The organism is Staphylococcus sp. IVB6214, assembly GCF_025558585.1.
Classification (GTDB): Bacteria; Bacillota; Bacilli; order Staphylococcales; family Staphylococcaceae; genus Staphylococcus.
Genome location: NZ_CP094723.1, coordinates 819606 through 839187 on the forward strand (window position 1 = coordinate 819606; position 19582 = coordinate 839187).

Consider the following 19582-nt stretch of genomic DNA (forward strand, 5'->3'; position numbering starts at 1 on the left):
AACTTGATTCATGTTTTAAATTACAGTGGGCAGATTATTGATTTTTTTAGTCAAGATGATAGTTCGATTATCAAAGCAATGTATAGCCGTACGTCTGAATCCGAAACGTTGGAACTTATTGTATTAAGTAGTCGTGGGGTTCCCTTTAAAGAACGTAATCGTATTTTGATCCAAGATAAAAACGAAAATTATCGTGAATTTATTGTAGACCATGTGGGAGATAGCGGACAATATATTGAAGTTGAATGTACAGCTTCATATTTAGTTGATATTAGTTCGTCTAAACCTATACCAGCTGGGAAATACGAAAAAATGACAGTCAATCAAAAACTGTCAGAAACGTTACGTGATAGTGGTTGGACAGTTGGTGATTGTGATTATGCAGGTATTAAAACAAATTCGTGGACATCCGTCAGAACGCCTTTGGAGATGATTAGTCAACTTGAAACAGCGCATGACGTTGTTGCCGATTATGAAATCATCATTGATGGCTATGAAGTGGTAAAGCGTTTAGTTAATATGCGTAAACCAACGCCTTTATTTAAAGGTAAGGAAATAGAATATGGTAAAGACTTACTAAGTATGAAGCGCACAGTTGACTTTTCAGAAGTTAAAACGGCGCTTTTTGCTTTTGGCCCCGAAAACGAGAATGGTAAGCGTATCAGTTTGGTTGTACATGATGATGAGGCACAACAACAATTAGGCTTGCCACAGCGCTATATTTGGGGTGTCTATGAGCCTGAAACAGAAGATAACGACATGACACAAAAAAGGCTAGAAACACTTGCCAGAACAGAACTGAACAAGCATAAATCGGCTGCGATTTCATATGAAGTAAGTGTTGTTAACATCGAAAAAGAATACCCACATGAGACTATCCATTTTGGTGACTTGGTTAGAATTAAAAACACTGACTTCACACCTAGTTTGTATGCAGAAAGCGAAGTGATTGGCTTTGACTTAGATTTAATCAGTGGCGATTGTACGTACACATTCGGTAAGATTGTTGAGTATAAAGAAAGTGATTTACGTCGCTATTTTGAAAGCAAGCTGGGTTATATTCAACAAAAATTAAATGACAATCTGACAAACGTTAATACGATTGTACGTGACAGTTTGGATTCTGAACTACAATATTTTGAACGTAAGATTTTTAAAGGTGAAACTGCCCCTGATAACCCCGTCAATGACACGATGTGGCTAGACACAAGTAATCCTAATGTAGCTGTGTTACGTCGTTATTTTAACGGAGAATGGCATAATGCCACTGCTGAAAAAGCAAGCGATGTAGGAGCCATCACAAGAGAACAAGCGTTGTATAGCGAACTTACAAATGCATTTACCAATCTAACTATTCAACATGCAAAGTTGCTAAAAGAAGTGCTCGGAGTTCTTAATTCCGAATTCTTTGTAAGTACTACTTTGAAAGCAAATGTGCAAAATAATTTAGATGAGACTATCACGGTCTATAACAAAATTAAAACGAACTTGGATAGCATGACGTCTGAAACCGCAACAATTGGTAAGTTGATTGATACGCAGTCTTTTTTCTTAGAGTATCGTGAGAAGTTGCAATCTTTATACACATCAGTAGAAACTGCTAAACGTGCGATTAATGCACGCTTTAAACTATTACAATCACAATACACTGATGCAAAGTTTAATGATGCTATGAATAAGGTAGCTTCATCAATTCCTGGTGGTAATTGGGATTCTGCTAACCAAGTGCTTACATCCGAAGTGCCAAACGAAGCTAGAATAAACGAGATTGTAGCTAGTATTACGGAAAGTGCAGTTGAAAGTCTCCAGAATTCAGTTAATGAAGTCGGGGAAAGGCTAAACACTGTTAACGGGGATTTAATTGAAAGGATAAACAATGAAAGAGTAAATATTAGGCAGTATGTGGATACCGTCAATTTGAATTTACGTGATGAAGTAACAAATAAGTTAAAACTCACTGAAGATGAGTTATCTAATTCTATCAACGCAGTAAAAGAAGATGTTATCAATAATGTGGCAGACCCCCTGAAAATACGCATGACAACAGCTGAAAGTGGTTTACAACAGTTACAAGATAGTTTGTTGTTGTCTGCTACTAAAACAGAAGTAAATCGTTTATTAACTGATGCACTGACGCCCCTTAAAACAGACGTGAATAATCAAAAGGCGCAGTTAAAAGTTATGTCAGATTCTATTGATTCAAAAGTCAGTAAGTCTGATTACACAACGGATAAAAACGGCATTGTACGACGTCTTAACAATGCAGATTCCGCACGAGAGCAGTTGGCTAATCAGATAAGTGATCGCGTTACTTTATCGGTGTTTAATAATGGCATTGATAATTCAAAACAATACGCTGATGATAAGGTAGAAGCTTTACAGATTGGTAATGTTAACCTAATTAGAAGTTTCAAGCATAAAATTGGCTGGAATGGCGGAACTGTTGAAAGTGATTATGCAACTAGATTATCTCAAGGCAAAACAATTCACTTTTATATGTATGAAGACTCTGCGAAACAATTAGAACCTAACACTGATTATGTTTTACAGCTACATGAAGCTGATGAAGGTATTATTATGGCAGTTGTAAGTGATTTTGGAAAAAACGTGATTCAAAGATATACAACCGATAGGATTATTAAGTTTAATACTCAAGATCATCAAAATTTCAGAATGTCATTTTTGGCGAAGGCTGATAACCAATTGGTCGGCAAAATAAGTTTGTATAAAGGTACTAAAGCGCTTGATTGGACACCTAATCCACTTGATATTCAAAGCAACATAGAGTCAGCAGAACAAAATGCAAAAGGTTATGCTGATAAGTTAAAAACAGACCAGGAAAAAGTGCTTACGACTTACGATACGCGTATATCTCAAAATGGCCAAAAGATTCAGCAGAGAGCAACAAAACAAGAGTACAATGCTTCTAAAAAGTTACTCGACAAAACGTTAGCAGAGATTGTTACAAGTGTAACATCGGGAGTTGCGCTAACGTATGAAAATAATGGAGCGGTATCAGATTTTACTTTAAACAGTCAAGGCATTTCATTAAATTCTCAACTTATTAATATCAATGATGGTGACGTAATCGTACAAAATGGTCGTACCACTATCAAAGATGCTTATATTGATAAATTATTTTCTAAGACGGCTTTTATCGAGAATTTAAAAGCAGTAGATATTGACTTTAATAGAGCGAGTGCATATGGGAATAACGGGAGCAGTTACTTAAAAATCGTGTCGGACAAAATCGAACTATCAGGAACATATGACAGAACGTGGCGCGGAATTAGATCAACTAGACAAATAAAAACAGAATTATTTGACGGTGGTATAAACTTCATTAATTCAGTGGATAACCGCTCATTATGGTTTTCCGACTTCGGTGTATCAACGTTCAAAGACGGAGATGGCGAAGGTACTTCGTCAGGTACGTTATCTTTCTTTGACACTACACATTCTGTTAACAACGCTCGTGGAGTGACTCTCGTATCAAACACAGGTGTTGTCGCTTTAGAAACTCGAACATCAGCACAAGATATACTTCTAAAATCATCAGGAAACGTTCAAGTGACAACAGTAGGTGTTTTAAAAGTATCACAGGGTGCTGGTGACGGATATACTGAAAGTCACATACTAATGCCGAGAGAAACAACAAATCTATATGCAGGTTTTGAAAATGAATTTAGATTTACTAACCGTGAGTTTTACAACGACGGAAACACCATTTATAACAGATTTAGAGGATCGATAGGTTTTGTGCATGGATTACAAGTAAATTCTAGCGGTGCGAACCCTGGAACAAATTTATATCTCGGGTCGTTAAACGGAGAAGTACAAGTAGTTAGAGATGTGACATCATCAAGAAAAGTTTATGGGAACGCACGTATGAGTGGACTTTATGTGGACGAGTTAATACCACACAGCTACTCATCTATTATTATGCGAACTGGGATAGATGTACGTGGTAACATACTACTCCCGTCTAATGAGCAAATCAGAACATCTGGTGGATATTTAACGTTACGTGCAGGAAACGGATTTGTATTTATCCAAACTAACTACGAAGCCAGAATTGTTAAGCCAGGCACAACAAACAATTATATGCCGATTAGATTTAGCGAATGGCACTCAATGTCGCACGAAAAATATAAACACGACATTAAAGAGTGGGACTATAAAGTATTAGACATATTTAAAAATGACTTAAAGTTACACAAATATAAAGTTAAAAATGATTTGGACACACAATACGACAGATATCGACACGGAATTATTATTAGATATGACAGTAGTAAAGAAACGTTCCCAGTTGAGTGGAGAAATGGCGACGGTTTTGATGGGAATGAAGTTTTATGGTGGAATACAAAAGCCATTCAAGAACTCGCTACGGAAAATGATCAATTAAAAAAACAATTATCTGATATGCAAGTGAAACTACAAATGATATTGGAGATGATAAAATGATGCAAGACTTAGAATCATTAAGCAAAGAAGAACTTATTACCGAAGTTAAATATTTGAACGAGCTATTACAAACCATACTTAACAAAAACGCTCGACTCACATTAGAAGTATCGAATTATGAGACACAAGAAAGAATGGCTAAACTTAATAATCAAACGTCTAACAAATAGGTTAGGCGTTTTTTTAATACAACAATAAAAAAGGAGATGTTTTAGATGGAACAATTAAAAGAATTTTATTTAGTAGAAGTAAACAAAAATGGGGAAGAAAGCCCACTTATGCGGAATTTTAGCAATGGTTTTACACGTGGTGCGACGGTAGATAGCGCTTTTAAATTTGATTCAGAAGATCAAGCAAAAGAAGCATGTCACTTACAAAACATGTTGGCTAAAATCTTTAAAAACAATACAACCACTTACTACGTTAAACAGACGATTGAACGTACTAAGTTTGATGAATCTGGTGAACCATACGTTAAACCTAAAGTTGACCATGAAGTTGAAGGAGTTAGCGAATAATGTTGGGAGCAGTCATAGTGAGTTTTACAGAAAGTGAAGCATTCAGAACCTTTATATACGCAGGAGAGATTAAGCTTCTATACTTCTTGATGATATTGATGTGTTTAGATATCATCACAGGTATCGCAAAAGCTATCAAAAACAAAAAGTTATGGAGCCGTAAATCATTATTCGGTTATGCTCGGAAGTTATTGATTTTCTGCATAATTGTATTGGCTAATATCATCGATCAAATTTTAGGGACTAACGGTGGGATTTTAGTAATTACAATCTTTTTCTACATTGCCAACGAAGGCTTATCCATTGTGGAAAACTGTGCTGAAATGGGCGTTTTTGTACCGCAAGAAATAGCTGAAAAATTAGCGGTTATCAAAAAAGAAAAAGGCACATCTGTCACAACTGAAATCAAAGAAGAATTTTCAAGCAAGCATTCTCGTGATCTTGAAGGTGACACAGCAGAAATGAATATCAAAATCGAGAAAAAGGACTGACTTATGTCGGTTCTTTTTTTATTGGAGGGAAATAAGTGTTAACAGCTATTGATTATTTAACTAAAAAAGGTTGGAAAATATCGTCAGACCCACGCACATACAATGGTTATCCAAACAATTATGGCTATCGTAATTATCAAGCTAATGGTATTAACTATGATAGCTTTTGTGACGGGTATCACAGAGCTTTTGACTTGTATTCAAATGAAACGAATGACGTTCCATCAGTCACAAGTGGCACAGTCGTAGAATCAAATGATTATGGTAATTTTGGCGGTACTTTAGTAATAAAAGACGCTAACGGTAACGAGTGGATATATGGTCATTTACAACGTGGTTCAATGAGGTTTATTGTGGGCGATAAAGTCAATCAAGGTGACATTGTAGGGCTACAAGGTAGCAGTAACTATTATGACAATCCAATGTCTGCACATCTTCATTTACAATTACGTCCTAAAGATGCTCCTAAAGATGAGAAGTCACAAGTGTGTAGTGGTTTACCTATGGAGAAATACGATATTTCAAAATTAAATGCAAAACAAGATAAATCTAAGAATGGAAGTGGAAAAGAATTGAAACATATTTATTCAAACCATATTAAAGGTAATAAGATTACAGCACCAAAGCCTAGTATTCAAGGCGTAGTCATTCACAATGATTATGGTAGTATGACACCTAGTCAATACTTACCATGGTTATATGCACGTGAGAATAACGGCACACACGTTAACGGTTGGGCTAGTGTTTATGCAAATAGAAACGAAGTGCTTTGGTATCATCCGACAGATTACGTAGAGTGGCATTGTGGTAATCAATGGGCAAATGCTAACTTAATCGGCTTTGAAGTGTGTGAAAGCTATCCGGGACGTATTTCAGATGCTTTATTTTTAGAGAACGAAGAAGCAACGTTAAAAGTTGCAGCAGATGTGATGAAATCATATGGATTACCGGTAAACAGAACGACAGTAAGATTGCACAATGAATTCTTTGGCACTTCATGTCCGCATAGATCGTGGGAGTTACATGTTGGAAAAAATGCACCGTACACTACTGTAAATATTAATAAGATGAAGGACTACTTTATTAAACGTATTAAACACTATTATGATGGTGGAAAGCTAGAAGTAAGCAAAGTAGCAACTATCAAACAATCTGACGTTAAACAAGAAGTTAAAAAGCAAGAAGCTAAGCAAGTTGTTAAAGCGTCAGATTGGAAACAAAATAAAGACGGTATTTGGTACAAAGCTGAACACGCTTCATTTACAGTGACAGCAAGCGAGGGGATTATTACTCGTTACAAAGGTCCTTGGACTGGTCACCCACAAGCAGGCATATTACAAAAAGGTCAAACGATTAAATATGATGAAGTTCAAAAATTTGATGGTCACGTATGGGTTTCTTGGGAAACGTTTGAGGGCGAAACGGTATATATGCCGGTACGCACATGGAACGCTAAAACTGGAGAGGTTGGTAAACTGTGGGGAACAATTAAATAGATTTAAATATATTAGGGCGGCCATAATGGTCGCCCTGTTTTTTGTGCAGAAATATAGTAGGAAAACTAATAGTAGATGCTAACTAGCGCCAACAAAACTAAAGAAACCTAACAAAAATTTAAAGTTCATAGTCGTTTTCTATTGCGAGTATATAGTAGAAAGTATTATTATTGTGTTGAAAGAAGAAAAGAGAGGAATAAACTAGTGTCTTGCAGTGAGTAGTTTATTGCATTTTACTAGCTTGTGAAAGGAGGTATTTCCATATGAGACAACCTGATAAAAGTCTTGTTATTGCCCAAACTCTAATCTCTATGTATCAAGAAATTACTGGTAATAGTATAATGGGCGATGAGATGAAAGTACAAAAATTGATGTATTATATTCAAAAGACATCTTTAGCTCTAACTGGAAAAACCATGATTGATGAAAAGTTTGAGGGGTGGGTTCATGGTCCTGTGTTACCGTCTTTAAGAGGATTATTTGATTATTTTGTTGAAGATGATACCTATAGAGAAGGCTTAAGTGATACCGACATTTTCATAATTGAGAATACTATATATCAATATGGTCAATATGCAACATGGGCGTTACGAGACAAATCTCATGAAGAAGTTTCATGGATAAATAGTCGAAAAGGATTGAAAGAAGGCGAGAGAGGCCACAGAGAACTTTCAATTGAAGATATTAGAGTCGATGCAAGTAAGGTTAGATTGTACGATTTCCAATATGATATGTATTTAGATGAGTTTGAAGATTTTGAAGAGGAGGATTTTGTTAGTGCGTATTAATTCTCCTCAAGAGTATGTAGGGAAAATTGTTAAGATAAGACTGCCATATTTCAATTCAAAAACGAACCAGGTGTCATACAAAAGTAGACCAGCTTTAATAATTGGCTGTGAGAAGAAGCAATTCCCTTGTGATTTTACCTATTTACCCATTTCAAAAGTTACTAGTGAATCTAATAGGCATTTATTTTATGACTTTGAAATTGATGAAAATAATGGCAGTCATCTAAACTTACATCATACCCCCTCTTTTATAAGATGTCATAAAGTGGGGACCGCCCATTGTAGTGAAGTTAGTAAGAATACTATTAGTGATTTAAGTAAATTAAGACCTGATGTTTTTGATGAAATTAAATCTATTTTTGAGACTTACACAATGGATTTATTCTAAAGCCGTACCTTAACTGGTGCGGTTATTTTTGTGCAATAAATTTTATTTATCAATTAAATAGAGTTTCTTTGATTTTTCAAATCATTAAAAAAGGTATAGACGTAACCTGAGTACACACCTGTTACTACTAGTGTTGCTAACGAAATTTCAAAAAATAAAAGGATTCTCAAAAATTCAAAGGATGTCCATACTTGCATACTATTTTTTAAAGCAGTTGCTGAAATGACCAATGGAAATGTAAAAGCCGAAAATGCTGGTGAAAAAGGTCTATTTATTAATTTGGGCAGCTGAATAATAATATAAAAATAAAAAAACTGTGATAATATCAGCAAGATAATAAGAACTAATAGATTTGTATTAGGAAAAACTACAACATAAGCTGCAGAAACTAAAGAAAAAGGTGCGCAAATAGTACTAGTATTAGGTTTGATTAATGATTGTAAAGGATATAGTCTTAATCGTTTGAAACAAACAGGTAAAACCAAACAAGTTGCTATAAAACCATAAATAACCGTTATCTTCCCAATCCAATACTGACCGCTTATTGGTGCTGTTAAACCTGCTATAGCAATTCCTATATATAGTACAGTCCATGATGGAACAACATTTTCAATAGAAAAATTTTTCAAATATTTAAACGAAAAAATTGTCATATGAAAAATGATTGCTACAAGGCAGAAGAACCAAATAAATACTGCAAGTTTATGTATGAAAGTGTAATCTTTAAAAAACGAATACAAATACGTTGTTCCTAAAAAACCAGACATATAGCATGTTGTGAACACTGATGAAACTAAAGGGTTGTTTAACTGATCTTTTGCGCCGTTAATGTCAATGATTACACTATATAAGAGGTGAATGAAAACTAAAATAGCTAATGTGCCACATATAAAGCTTAGTGTTATGGATACATCTTTTAAAAGATTTCCTAGCCCTAATAAACCTAAAATAAGGGCAGCTGTTACTAAAGGTGTTTTGGGGATTTTCATGACATACAGCCTCTCTATTTGTGATATTATTCACTAATTATAACACGATAAAACTTATTATAGATAATTTAAGCAGAATATTTTACTTTGTATCTCTTTTCTACTTTAATTAATGTGTACATTATTGAAAAAGAGAATGGATCATGAAGAATTTTGACTATGTTATTTTAGGTTTTGGACAAGGTGGCAAAATGTTCGCAAAAGAAGAAGCGCAAAGTGGCAAAAAGATAGCTGTAGTAGAGAAGAATTCTCTGTATGGCGGGACATGTATTAATGTAGGATGTATTCCGTCTAAAGTAATCGCCCATGATAGTCAACATGAGGTAGATTTTAAAGATTCTATTGAACGAAAAAATGAAGTTGTAGCGGCACCCCACTCATTAATTTGGGTGGGGTTAATTATACAAGTTTGGGTCCCTAAAAAGTCCCTAAAAATTAGTGAGATATGGCATGTAATTCTAAACAAAATAAAGAAGAACCCCGTGTTTACGGGATTCTTAAAATTAAAATGTCTTTAAATTTCTATAAGTAACGTCCTGGGAGGGATTCGAACCCCCGACCGATGGCTTAGAAGGCCATTGCTCTATCCAGCTGAGCTACCAGGACTTTTTAACACAAAACTTATTATAACCAAGTCTGTTGAATAAAGCAACAGATTACTAGGGAATTTTCTTTCCATTTAACTTATATGTAGAAATTTTACATTCTGCTAAATAAGTGTGTAATTCAGTGACTACTATCTAGATACTTATTGTTCAGTTATTATATACCTAATATGAAGCTTTTCATTAATATCAAAAAAGCGCTGAGACATGTTCGTTACATCTCAACGCTAAGTCAATATCTTATTTCGCAAATATGTCTACCAAACCTTTGATTAATTTTACAATACCTAGAATGATACTCGCCCAAGTCATGATAGTGACCTCCTCTTTGTTAATTTAATACTAGTTTAACGGATTCATTTAATTGAAAGTGAGGTTTTGCGTAACTTAATAGAATGCATGCATATCCGTACAATTTTTCTTAATGATAAACAGTTAGGCATGCCCAAGTGTAGTCTCTACATGATGACGCATAAAAGAAAAGCGATATTTCGCTAATTTTAACAGTTGGGCAACGTAACTGTTAAAAATAATAGTTGATTCAACACTTACGCATAAAATCTGACGAGTTGGGGAAAAACGACCTGATATTGTAAAAGATGCGATACAGTGTAGTTAACAAAACGAAGTCATCAAACACGACGGCTTGGTTTTGAAATAGTCTTATTTAAGGAGTGTACATACTTATGTCAGAATTTATTAATGCAATTAAAGATACGGTACAAGCAGGATTAGATCAAGACTGGGTAACAATGGGAACAGGTATTGCGGATATCGTTGCACAAGGTATTGGTCTTATCTCTGGTTTCTTTGGCTAGGTTTCAGTTGAATTCATATTGTCGAATCTTGAACTGAAGTAGTATTATCATACGATGACAATGCTGGCATCGTTGCAGTAGAAAAGTGTTGCGTATTAGTGAGTTTTATCTAAATGAACATAAAAAGGGCTAGGAATACATGTAGATGTGTTCCTAGCCTTCTCCCGTTTTACAAAAAACGAGCTGAGACATCATAAATATATATTCTGGGAAACCCAATTTGGCATCCCAGAAGCAAGGCTTTCGACAGAACGTCGCAATGCTCCAAAATCAAAAAGCGATTTTGATCGCTGCTCTAGTTCTGCTTAAATTCTAACTGTACTTTTCATAACCTCGTGTTGATCATTAACTGTTTTTGGGTGACCAGACGAGAATATCATGTCCATCATCATTTTGTGCTTCTAAGTCTTCAAAACCATTTTTCACAAAGAACCCTTTTGATTCAAAGCGAGCGATGGCTTTGATTGGATGACCGAATGATTTTGCAAATTCGAGTAGGTCAGAACCATAGCCCTTACCCCAATATGGTTTCAACACTTCTACTTTCCAAATAACAAGATAATCATCATATTCTGGGAAGTAAGTTTCTTCAACTTCTCCTTTGCGATAAAGTGCCATTCTTGCTACAAGCTTTTCACCGACAAAGATGCCGTAAAACGGCGAATCGGAACTTGCATCAATCATTTCTCCATGTAATTCATCCACTAAGTATAAGTCTTTATTTCCAAAGTTTTCACGAAATGCTGCAAATAATTCTTCTGTTTTATAGTTGATATCAAGATGTGTAACTTTTGCCATAGGATGACCCCCTCCGTTGACTTTCTTCTATTATAACGCAATTCTGAAAGTTATTGAAGTAAGCCGTAAAATTGTCAGACAGACATGTAACTATTATACTGGTAATGATTACAGTATAAGGAGATACGAGCATGGATTGTTTAAATATCACGATGAAGGAAAATGATTCATTTATTAAGGAATATACGAATCACAATGCGGACATCCTACAATTTTTCACATATGATCCGAATAGAGTGGAAAGTTATAAACAGCGTATGGCGCACCATAATAATGGACGTGAACAGGCGGTTGCAGAAGTTGTGCGTGATTATATGTCAGACTTATCATTGACACAAACACAGTTGGATAATATGACAGCATTATCTGAAGGTGCAAAGGTTGTCGTTGGGGGACAACAAGCTGGATTGTTTACGGGGCCGCTCTATACATTTCATAAAATTTTATCGATATTAACGAAAGCAGATGAATTATCATCAGAATATAATGAACGTGTTGTACCTGTGTTTTGGATTGCTGGGGAAGATCACGACTTTGACGAAGTGAATCATACGTATGTGATGAATCAGCGTACGGGGCATCTTAATAAGGTTAAATATCATACGATGACACCACCAGAAACGACGGTTTCTCGTTATGCTCCGGATCGTGAAGTATTACATCAAACACTCGTTCAATTTTTTGAATCAATGCCTGAAACGGCGTATTCAAAACGTTTATTTGATCAAGTTGATGATATGATTCAACAGTCGACGACATGGATAGATGTTTTCAAACAAATGATACAAATGTGTTTTGGTGAGCGCGGGATTCTATTAATCGATGCACAAGATATGCAACTGAGAAATATTGAAAAAACATTGTTTAAAGAGATTATTCAACGACATGCATTGGTAGACCAAGCTTTCCGTGATGTACAGCGTAAGACTACTGAAGCGGGATTGACAGCGATGATTCAGACTGATACGAATGTGCATCTATTCTTGCACGAAGATGATCAACGTCAATTGCTCACATATGCTGATGGGGTCTTTAAGTTGAGTAAGAGTGAGAATACTTATTCAATGGAAGCATTGATAGCACTTGTCGAAGAATCGCCGGAGCGTTTCTCTAACAACGTGGTGACACGTCCGCTGATGCAAGAGTGGTTATTTAATACGGTAGCGTTTGTAGGGGGACCAAGTGAGATTAAATACTGGGCAGAGTTACAAGGTGTCTTTGAACTGTTTGATGTTCAAATGCCAATTGTTTTACCACGTATGAGAATGACTTATTTGACATCAAATACTGAGAAGTTACTCGAGAAATATGATTTGGCATTGGAAGAAGTAATGGAAGCAGGAACGCAACCAGCACGAGAACGCTTTATTCGTGCGAACGCATCAGAAGTTGTACTTGAGCAAATTGAAGCGATGCAAGATCAGCATCAAGCTTTTTATGAGACATTGACGCAAGAGATGTCTGATACTGAAGATAACAAAAATCTAGTGAAGAAAAATCAAGAAATTCAAATGTATCAGTTAGAATTTCTGAAATCTCGTTATTTAAATAATATTGCACGAGAAAATAAAATTAGTATGCGTCATTTTGAAGTGTTGACACAAACACTCCATCCAATGGGTGGATTACAAGAACGTGTTTGGAATCCATTACAAATCTTGAATGAAAATGGGTTAGATGTGTATGCGTCCTCCACTTTCCCACCACTTCACTACACTTTTGATCAAATCATTATAAAACTCTAGATATAGCAACCTTTTGAGGGTGATTCGCTAAATGCGTTTCATCCTCTTTTTTTGGTTTTTTAGATAAAATTTGACGATTTTTACAGAATTAGTGGTGGATAGTGGTGAGGTGTGGTAAATTATAAATAAGGTGAGGTGAGAAGAAATGTTCATGGGCGAATATGAAAATAAGCTTGATGTTAAAGGGCGAATGATTGTTCCGTCTAAGTTTCGTTATGACTTAAATGAACGTTTCATTATCACAAGAGGCCTTGATAAATGCTTGTTTGGTTACACACTTGAAGAATGGCAAACGATAGAAGACAAAATGAAAACCTTACCTATGACAAAACGTGATGCGCGTAAATTTATGCGTATGTTCTTCTCAGGTGCTGTCGAAGTGGAAATAGACAAGCAAGGACGTATAAATATTCCAGCGAAATTACGCGAATATGCCAATCTTGATAAGGAATGTACCGTTATTGGTGTTTCCAATCGTATCGAGATTTGGGATCGTGCAACTTGGAATGATTTTTACGATGAATCTGAAGAGAATTTTGAAGAAATCGCAGAAGATTTAATTGATTTTGATTTTTAATACAACGGAGGTTTTGGCGTGTTTCATCACATTAGCGTTTTACTTAAAGAAACAGTCGATCAACTAAATATCAAAGAAGATGGTGTCTATATTGACTGTACGCTAGGTGGTGCTGGACACTCGCAATACCTTTTGAGTCAACTGTCTGATGAAGGGCGTTTAATCGCCATCGATCAAGATACAACAGCCATAGAACATGCAAAAGACAAGTTGCAAGATCACTTGCATAAAGTGACTTTTGTACACAGTAATTTTAGACATTTAAATCAAATATTAGTTGATTTAGAGATAGAGAAAGTTGACGGCATTTTATACGACTTGGGCGTTTCAAGTCCGCAACTTGATGTGCCAGAACGTGGTTTTAGTTACCATCACGATGCCAAGCTCGATATGAGAATGGATCAAACACAGGCGCTTTCAGCATATGAAGTTGTGAATGAATGGTCTTATGAAGACTTAGTCAAAATCTTTTTCCGATATGGAGAAGAGAAGTTTTCTAAACAAATCGCACGGAAAATTGAAGCAAAACGTGAAGTGCAACCGATCACAACAACGTTAGAACTTGTGGAGTGCATCAAAGAAGGCATTCCTGCCAAAGCAAGACGCAAAGGTGGTCATCCAGCAAAACGTGTTTTCCAAGCAATTCGTATTGCGGTGAATGATGAGTTGGCAGCGTTTGAAGATTCACTTGAGCAAGCGATTGAATGTGTGAAGGTGGGGGGACGTATCTCAGTGATCACGTTCCATTCGTTAGAAGATCGTTTGTGTAAGCAGATGTTTCAAGAGTATGAGAAGGGGCCAGATGTTCCAAGAGGGTTACCTGTACTTCCTGAAGCTTATACGCCGAAATTGAAACGTGTCAATCGCAAGCCAATCGTAGCGAGCGATTCAGACTTGCTAGATAACAATCGAGCAAGAAGTGCCAAACTGCGCGTTGCAGAAATATTAAAATAAAGGAGATTATTATGGCTGTAGAAAATATTTATGAACCGTACCAACAGCACATGGCAGAACCACAAAGCGAACCAGCGACTACACCGCAGAAACAAACGATCAAAAAGCAAGTCGTTGTTAAGTTTACACGCTTTGAAAAACTACTATACATATCGATGGTAGCATTAATTGCTGCAATCAGTATTTTTATGTTGTCTCTTAAAATGGACGCGTATGATACGAGAGGGAAAATTGCAGAATTAGATCAAAAAATTGAACAGCAATCAAGTCAAAATAGTGCATTGAAGTCTGAAACGATGAAGAATGCATCTTATGAACGCATCTATAACAAAGCTCAAAAGCAAGGCATGAGTCTCCAGAATGAGAATGTAAAGGTAGTGCGTAATAATGGCGAAGCGAAAAATTAAAATTAAAAAAAATAAACTAGGAGCAGTCCTCCTGACAGTTGTACTTGGGCTGCTCTTTTTTTCATTGGTTTTAAGGTACGGTTATGTGATGTTATCTGGACAGTCATCCGGAGAAGATTTGATCATGCGCGCCAATCAGAAATATTTGGCACAATTAGATCAATCTGCGGAACGTGGGAAGATTTATGATCGAAACGGTAAAATTCTAGCAGAAGATGTTGACCGTTTTCGTCTTGCAGCAGTGATTGATAAACGTGCAAGCGAAGAGTCAAAAGAACCAAGACATGTCGTTGATAAGAAGAAAACAGCCAAACAACTCGCAAAAGTGATTGATATGTCAGAAAAAGATATTAAAAAACGCTTGAAAATGAAAAAAGCTTTCCAAGTTGAGTTTGGTAAAGCCGGTCAAAATTTGACATATCATGATAAAGAAAAAATTGAAAATATGAATTTACCTGGGATTACGATGTATCCAGAAGTGCAGCGTTTCTATCCAAATGGTAACTTTGCTTCCCATTTAATAGGAATGGCACAAAAGGATCCAGAAACGGGAGAGTTAAAGGGCGCACTCGGTGTTGAAAAAATCTTTGATAGCTATCTGTCTGGAGAAAAAGGACATGCTTCCTATACGAAAGATATTTGGGGCTATATTATTCCAAATTCTAAAAATGAAGTAGCACCAAAACGGGGCGATGACGTTCATCTAACACTTGACTCAAACATTCAAGTGTTTGTGGAAGAAGCGTTAGATGATATGGTAAAACAATATGAACCTAAAGATCTATTTGCGGTAGTGATGGATGCGAAAACAGGTGAGATCTTAGCATACAGTCAAAGACCGACATTTAATCCTGAAACAGGAGAGGACTTCGGTAAAAAATGGGCAAACAACTTGTATCAAAACTTATATGAACCGGGATCAACCTTCAAGTCGTTCGGTCTTGCTGCGGCGATACAAGAAGGGAAGTTCAAACCGAAAGAAGAATATGAATCGGGCTACCGTGATATTCAAGGGTCACGCATCTACGACTGGAACAAAAAAGGGTGGGGAGACATCCCAATGAGTTTAGGTTTTACCTATTCTTCAAATACATTGATGATGAAACTTCAAGACCTTGTAGGTGCAGATAAAATGCAATCATGGTATGAAAAATTTGGGTTTGGTAAATCAACAGGAAGTTTGTTTGATAGTGAACAAAGCGGGAATATTGCATGGGAAAATGAACTGATGCAAAAAACAAGTGCTTTCGGACAATCAACAACTGTAACGCCGGCACAAATGTTACAAGCACAGTCAGCATTCTTCAATAAAGGAGAGATGGTACGACCTTACTTTATCTCTTCTGTCATGAATCCAGTGACTGATGAAAAGTTTGTTGAAGGTAAGCGTAAAGTGACAGGGAAACCAATCACCCCTGAAACAGCTGACAAAGTGAAGGAAGAATTAGATAAGGTTGTAAACAGTAAAAAAAGTCATGCTTCGAACTATAAGGTGGAAGGTTATCGAGTTGCTGGTAAAACAGGAACAGCACAAGTGGCTGACCCTGAAAATGGTGGTTATGTAAAAGGTCCTAATCCGTACTTTGTAAGTTTTATGGGACATGCGCCAAGTAAAAATCCGCGTGTTGTCGTCTATGCAGGTATGAGCCTTGCTCAAAAACGCGATCAAGAAGCGTATGAGATGGGTGTGAGCCGTGCATTTATCCCAATTATGAAAAATACACTACAATATTTAAACGTAGGTGAAGAAAAACTGGATGATAAAGTTACGATTAAAAAAGTACCTGATGTGACAGATAAATCAGTTGATAAGGCAGAAAAAACGCTGGCTGATAAGTCATTAAACCCAGTCGTTATCGGGCAAGGTGAAAAAGTCGTAAACCAAAGTCCTTCATCTCGTACTAGATTATTACCGAACAGCCATGTGTTGTTACTGACAGACGGTGATTTGACGATGCCGAACATGACTGGATGGACACGAGATGATCTCGTTGCATTTGAATCACTTACAGGTGTGAAATTAAAAGTAACGGGAAGCGGATTTGTGACGTCACAATCAGTGGGTGCACAAGCAGCAATAGATAAGAAGACAGAGATTGAAGTGAAGATGAAATCTCAGGAAGAAGAATAAAACAGCTAGGGGAGTGGGACATCGGTGATATTGATTGTTCTACTCCCACAGTTGAGTGAAAATATGACATATCAAAAAGGAGACTATTATGGCTATTATTAGCGCAATTATTGCATTTGTAATCACAGCAGTTTTAGTGCCAATCTTAATTCCAACATTGAAAAGAATGAAGTTTGGACAAAGTATTCGTGAAGAAGGACCGCAAAGTCACATGAAGAAAACAGGAACACCGACAATGGGCGGATTAACATTCCTTATCGGTGCGATTGTGACAACTATCATTGCAAGTATTTTTGTTGAACCCGCAAGTCCGTTGTTACTGTTACTTTTTGTAACGATTGGATTCGGACTTATCGGCTTTATCGATGATTATATTATTGTTGTTAAAAAGAACAATCAAGGGTTAACGAGTAAACAGAAGTTTTTGGCACAAATTGCGATTGCAGTTATTTTCTTTATTGTTGCCAAAGGATTTAATGCAGTTGAATTTTCAACAAATATTAACTTACCATTTACAGATGTAACAATTCCGCTGTCATATGCTTATGTGGTATTTATTGTATTCTGGCAAGTTGGTTTTTCAAATGCGGTTAACTTAACAGATGGATTAGATGGTCTCGCAACAGGGTTATCTATCATTGGTTTTACGATGTATGCCATTATGAGTTTTGTGCTAGATCAGCCAGCAATCGGGCTATTCTGTATTATCATGGTTGCTGCACTTGCAGGGTTTTTACCGTATAATATCAATCCCGCAAAAGTGTTTATGGGAGATACGGGTAGCTTGGCACTCGGTGGTATCTTTGCGACAATCTCAATTATGTTGAACCAAGAGTTGTCATTATTATTCATTGGTCTTGTTTTCGTATTGGAGACACTTTCAGTGATGATTCAAGTGACGTCATTCAAGTTGACAGGAAAACGTGTCTTCAAAATGAGCCCTTTACATCACCACTTTGAACTTGAAGGATGGAGTGAATGGAAAGTTGTGACTGTATTCTGGACAGTTGGTTTGATTACAGGTCTTATCGGATTGTGGATTGGAGTGAGCTAATTGATTAACTATACTGGCTTAAAAGATAAAAAAGTACTTGTACTCGGCATGGCGAAAAGTGGATACGAAGCAGGGAAGCTATTGCATCGACTCGGTGCAGACGTAACGATAAATGATGGTAAAGATCTGTCTCAAGATCCACATGCAAAAGATTTGGAAGCACTAGGTATTAATGTAGTAAGTGGTTCGCATCCTATTGCATTGTTAGATGAAAGTCCCGTTATCGTGAAAAATCCTGGAATACCTTATAGCGTCCCTTTATTACAAGAAGCAAAAGCAAGAGGATTGAAAATTTTAACGGAAGTTGAGTTGAGTTATTTAATTTCTGAAGCACCTATCATTGGGATTACAGGAACAAATGGTAAAACAACAGTGACATCACTGCTTGGAGATATGTTTAATAAGAGTAGAGAAACAGGTCACTTAGCAGGTAACATTGGCTATGTTGCTTCAAAAGTAGCTCAAGATGTACGTGCGGATGAATATTTGATCACAGAATTATCATCATTCCAATTAATGGGTATTGAACATTACAGACCGCACATTGCGATTGTGACAAACATTTACGAAGCCCACATTGATTATCATGGTTCTGTGGAAGCTTACCAGGATGCTAAAAAGCAAATTTTCCGTAATCAAACAGAAAGTGATTATTTAATTTTTAATTATCAGCAACGTCATTTAATTAATCCTGCTGAAATTAAATCTAATATTTTATATTTTTCAACAGACCAACCAGTCGATGGCATTTATGTTGAAAATGATTATATCGTCTACAAAGGTATTCATTTAATTCACTTAGATGATATTGTTTTACCAGGCAAGCACAACTTAGAGAACATTTTAGCAGCGACATTGGCAGCCATTTTATCAGGGGTATCAGTAGGTGCGATCATTCAATCATTAACGACATTTTCTGGTATTGCGCATCGCCTTCAATATATCGGTAATAACAAAACGAACAAATATTATAATGATTCAAAAGCGACAAACACGTTAGCGACACAATTTGCATTAAAGTCATTTACGCAGCCAATTATTTGGTTGTGTGGTGGATTGGATCGCGGCAATGACTTTGACGACTTGATACCATACATGAACAACGTTCGTGTCATGGTTGCATTCGGTGAAACACAAGATAAATTTGTGAAGTTAGGTGAGAGTCAAGGTAAACTTGTCATTCGAGCAATTGATGTCGTCGATGCTGTCGAGAAGATTCAAGATGTCATCGAACCGAATGATGTTGTGCTACTATCTCCTGCGTGTGCAAGCTGGGATCAATATGATACATTTGAGCAACGTGGTGACATGTTTACGGCTGCATTCCGCAGTCATTTGCCATCACATTAAGGATGT

18 protein-coding genes and 1 tRNA gene are annotated in these 19582 nt (G+C 36.4%); 16 read left to right on the plus strand and 3 right to left on the minus strand.

The genetic code is table 11. The features are described 5' to 3' along the window. Positions 1–3 precede the first annotated feature (3 nt). The 7 genes from MUA51_RS04045 (at position 4) to MUA51_RS04075 (ending at position 8148) form a co-directional block, all read left to right on the plus strand. Positions 4–4467 carry a phage tail spike protein gene (locus MUA51_RS04045; RefSeq protein WP_262560581.1) on the plus strand — a complete coding sequence of 1488 codons (4464 nt, stop codon included), beginning with the start codon at positions 4–6 and terminating at the stop codon, positions 4465–4467. Then, the gene (locus MUA51_RS04050) at positions 4464–4637 is read left to right on the plus strand and encodes a hypothetical protein (RefSeq protein WP_262560582.1); all 174 of its coding nucleotides are present in this window, start codon (positions 4464–4466) and stop codon (positions 4635–4637) included. The genes MUA51_RS04045 and MUA51_RS04050 overlap by 4 nt, the downstream gene beginning before the upstream one ends. 45 nt (positions 4638–4682) lie before the next feature. Further along, positions 4683–4985: a hypothetical protein gene (locus MUA51_RS04055; RefSeq protein ID WP_262560583.1), complete on the plus strand. Its 303-nt coding sequence runs from the start codon at positions 4683–4685 to the stop codon at positions 4983–4985. Then, a complete protein-coding gene (locus MUA51_RS04060; RefSeq protein WP_262560584.1) occupies positions 4985–5476 on the plus strand; it encodes a phage holin family protein in 492 nt (163 codons plus the stop codon). Before MUA51_RS04055 ends, MUA51_RS04060 begins: the two co-directional genes overlap by 1 nt. A gap of 35 nt (positions 5477–5511) precedes the next feature. Next, positions 5512–6972: an SH3 domain-containing protein gene (locus MUA51_RS04065; protein WP_262560585.1), complete on the plus strand. Its 1461-nt coding sequence runs from the start codon at positions 5512–5514 to the stop codon at positions 6970–6972. Positions 6973–7235: 263 nt separating this feature from the next. Next, positions 7236–7760, plus strand: coding sequence for a Panacea domain-containing protein (locus MUA51_RS04070; RefSeq protein WP_262560586.1), 525 nt, complete (start codon positions 7236–7238; stop codon positions 7758–7760). Then, positions 7750–8148 (plus strand): type II toxin-antitoxin system PemK/MazF family toxin, encoded by a 399-nt coding sequence (locus MUA51_RS04075; RefSeq protein ID WP_262560869.1) that lies wholly within the window; start codon positions 7750–7752, stop codon positions 8146–8148. The genes MUA51_RS04070 and MUA51_RS04075 overlap by 11 nt, the downstream gene beginning before the upstream one ends. A 53-nt stretch (positions 8149–8201) precedes the next feature. Here MUA51_RS04075 and MUA51_RS04080 read toward each other — a convergent pair whose 3' ends face one another. Next, complete coding sequence (locus MUA51_RS04080; RefSeq protein ID WP_262560587.1) at positions 8202–9137, minus strand: TDT family transporter; 936 nt, start codon at positions 9135–9137, stop codon at positions 8202–8204. Between the two features lie 143 nt (positions 9138–9280). On the opposite strand from MUA51_RS04080, the gene MUA51_RS04085 reads away from it, so the two are divergent. Further along, positions 9281–9655: an FAD-dependent oxidoreductase gene (locus MUA51_RS04085; RefSeq protein ID WP_262560589.1), complete on the plus strand. Its 375-nt coding sequence runs from the start codon at positions 9281–9283 to the stop codon at positions 9653–9655. A gap of 14 nt (positions 9656–9669) precedes the next feature. On the opposite strand, the gene MUA51_RS04090 is transcribed toward MUA51_RS04085, so the two are convergent. Continuing rightward, a tRNA-Arg gene (locus tag MUA51_RS04090) sits at positions 9670–9743 on the minus strand. Positions 9744–10428: 685 nt separating this feature from the next. On the opposite strand from MUA51_RS04090, the gene MUA51_RS04095 reads away from it, so the two are divergent. Beyond that, on the plus strand, positions 10429–10560 hold the full coding sequence (locus MUA51_RS04095; RefSeq protein ID WP_262560590.1) for a beta-class phenol-soluble modulin: 132 nt from the start codon (positions 10429–10431) through the stop codon (positions 10558–10560). 345 nt (positions 10561–10905) lie between these two features. On the opposite strand, the gene MUA51_RS04100 is transcribed toward MUA51_RS04095, so the two are convergent. Then, positions 10906–11358, minus strand: a complete 453-nt coding sequence (locus MUA51_RS04100; RefSeq protein WP_262560591.1) for an N-acetyltransferase — start codon at positions 11356–11358, stop codon at positions 10906–10908. Positions 11359–11489: 131 nt separating this feature from the next. Here MUA51_RS04100 and bshC point away from each other — a divergent pair, with 131 nt between their 5' ends. The 7 genes from bshC (at position 11490) to murD (ending at position 19576) form a co-directional block, all read left to right on the plus strand. After that, entirely contained in the window at positions 11490–13103 is a 1614-nt protein-coding gene (gene bshC, locus MUA51_RS04105) for a bacillithiol biosynthesis cysteine-adding enzyme BshC (RefSeq protein WP_262560592.1), read from the plus strand. Positions 13104–13248: 145 nt separating this feature from the next. Continuing rightward, on the plus strand, positions 13249–13680 hold the full coding sequence (gene mraZ, locus MUA51_RS04110; protein ID WP_262560593.1) for a division/cell wall cluster transcriptional repressor MraZ: 432 nt from the start codon (positions 13249–13251) through the stop codon (positions 13678–13680). An 18-nt stretch (positions 13681–13698) separates the two neighbouring features. Then, positions 13699–14634, plus strand: coding sequence for a 16S rRNA (cytosine(1402)-N(4))-methyltransferase RsmH (gene rsmH, locus MUA51_RS04115; RefSeq protein WP_262560594.1), 936 nt, complete (start codon positions 13699–13701; stop codon positions 14632–14634). A gap of 11 nt (positions 14635–14645) precedes the next feature. Then, positions 14646–15041, plus strand: a complete 396-nt coding sequence (gene ftsL, locus MUA51_RS04120) for a cell division protein FtsL (RefSeq protein WP_262560595.1) — start codon at positions 14646–14648, stop codon at positions 15039–15041. Continuing rightward, positions 15022–17172 (plus strand): penicillin-binding protein, encoded by a 2151-nt coding sequence (locus MUA51_RS04125; protein ID WP_262560596.1) that lies wholly within the window; start codon positions 15022–15024, stop codon positions 17170–17172. Before ftsL ends, MUA51_RS04125 begins: the two co-directional genes overlap by 20 nt. 88 nt (positions 17173–17260) lie before the next feature. Beyond that, positions 17261–18226, plus strand: coding sequence for a phospho-N-acetylmuramoyl-pentapeptide-transferase (mraY, locus tag MUA51_RS04130; protein WP_262560597.1), 966 nt, complete (start codon positions 17261–17263; stop codon positions 18224–18226). Beyond that, positions 18227–19576 carry a UDP-N-acetylmuramoyl-L-alanine--D-glutamate ligase gene (gene murD / locus MUA51_RS04135; RefSeq protein ID WP_262560598.1) on the plus strand — a complete coding sequence of 450 codons (1350 nt, stop codon included), beginning with the start codon at positions 18227–18229 and terminating at the stop codon, positions 19574–19576. It begins immediately after the preceding gene. The last annotated feature ends 6 nt before the right edge of the window (positions 19577–19582 follow it).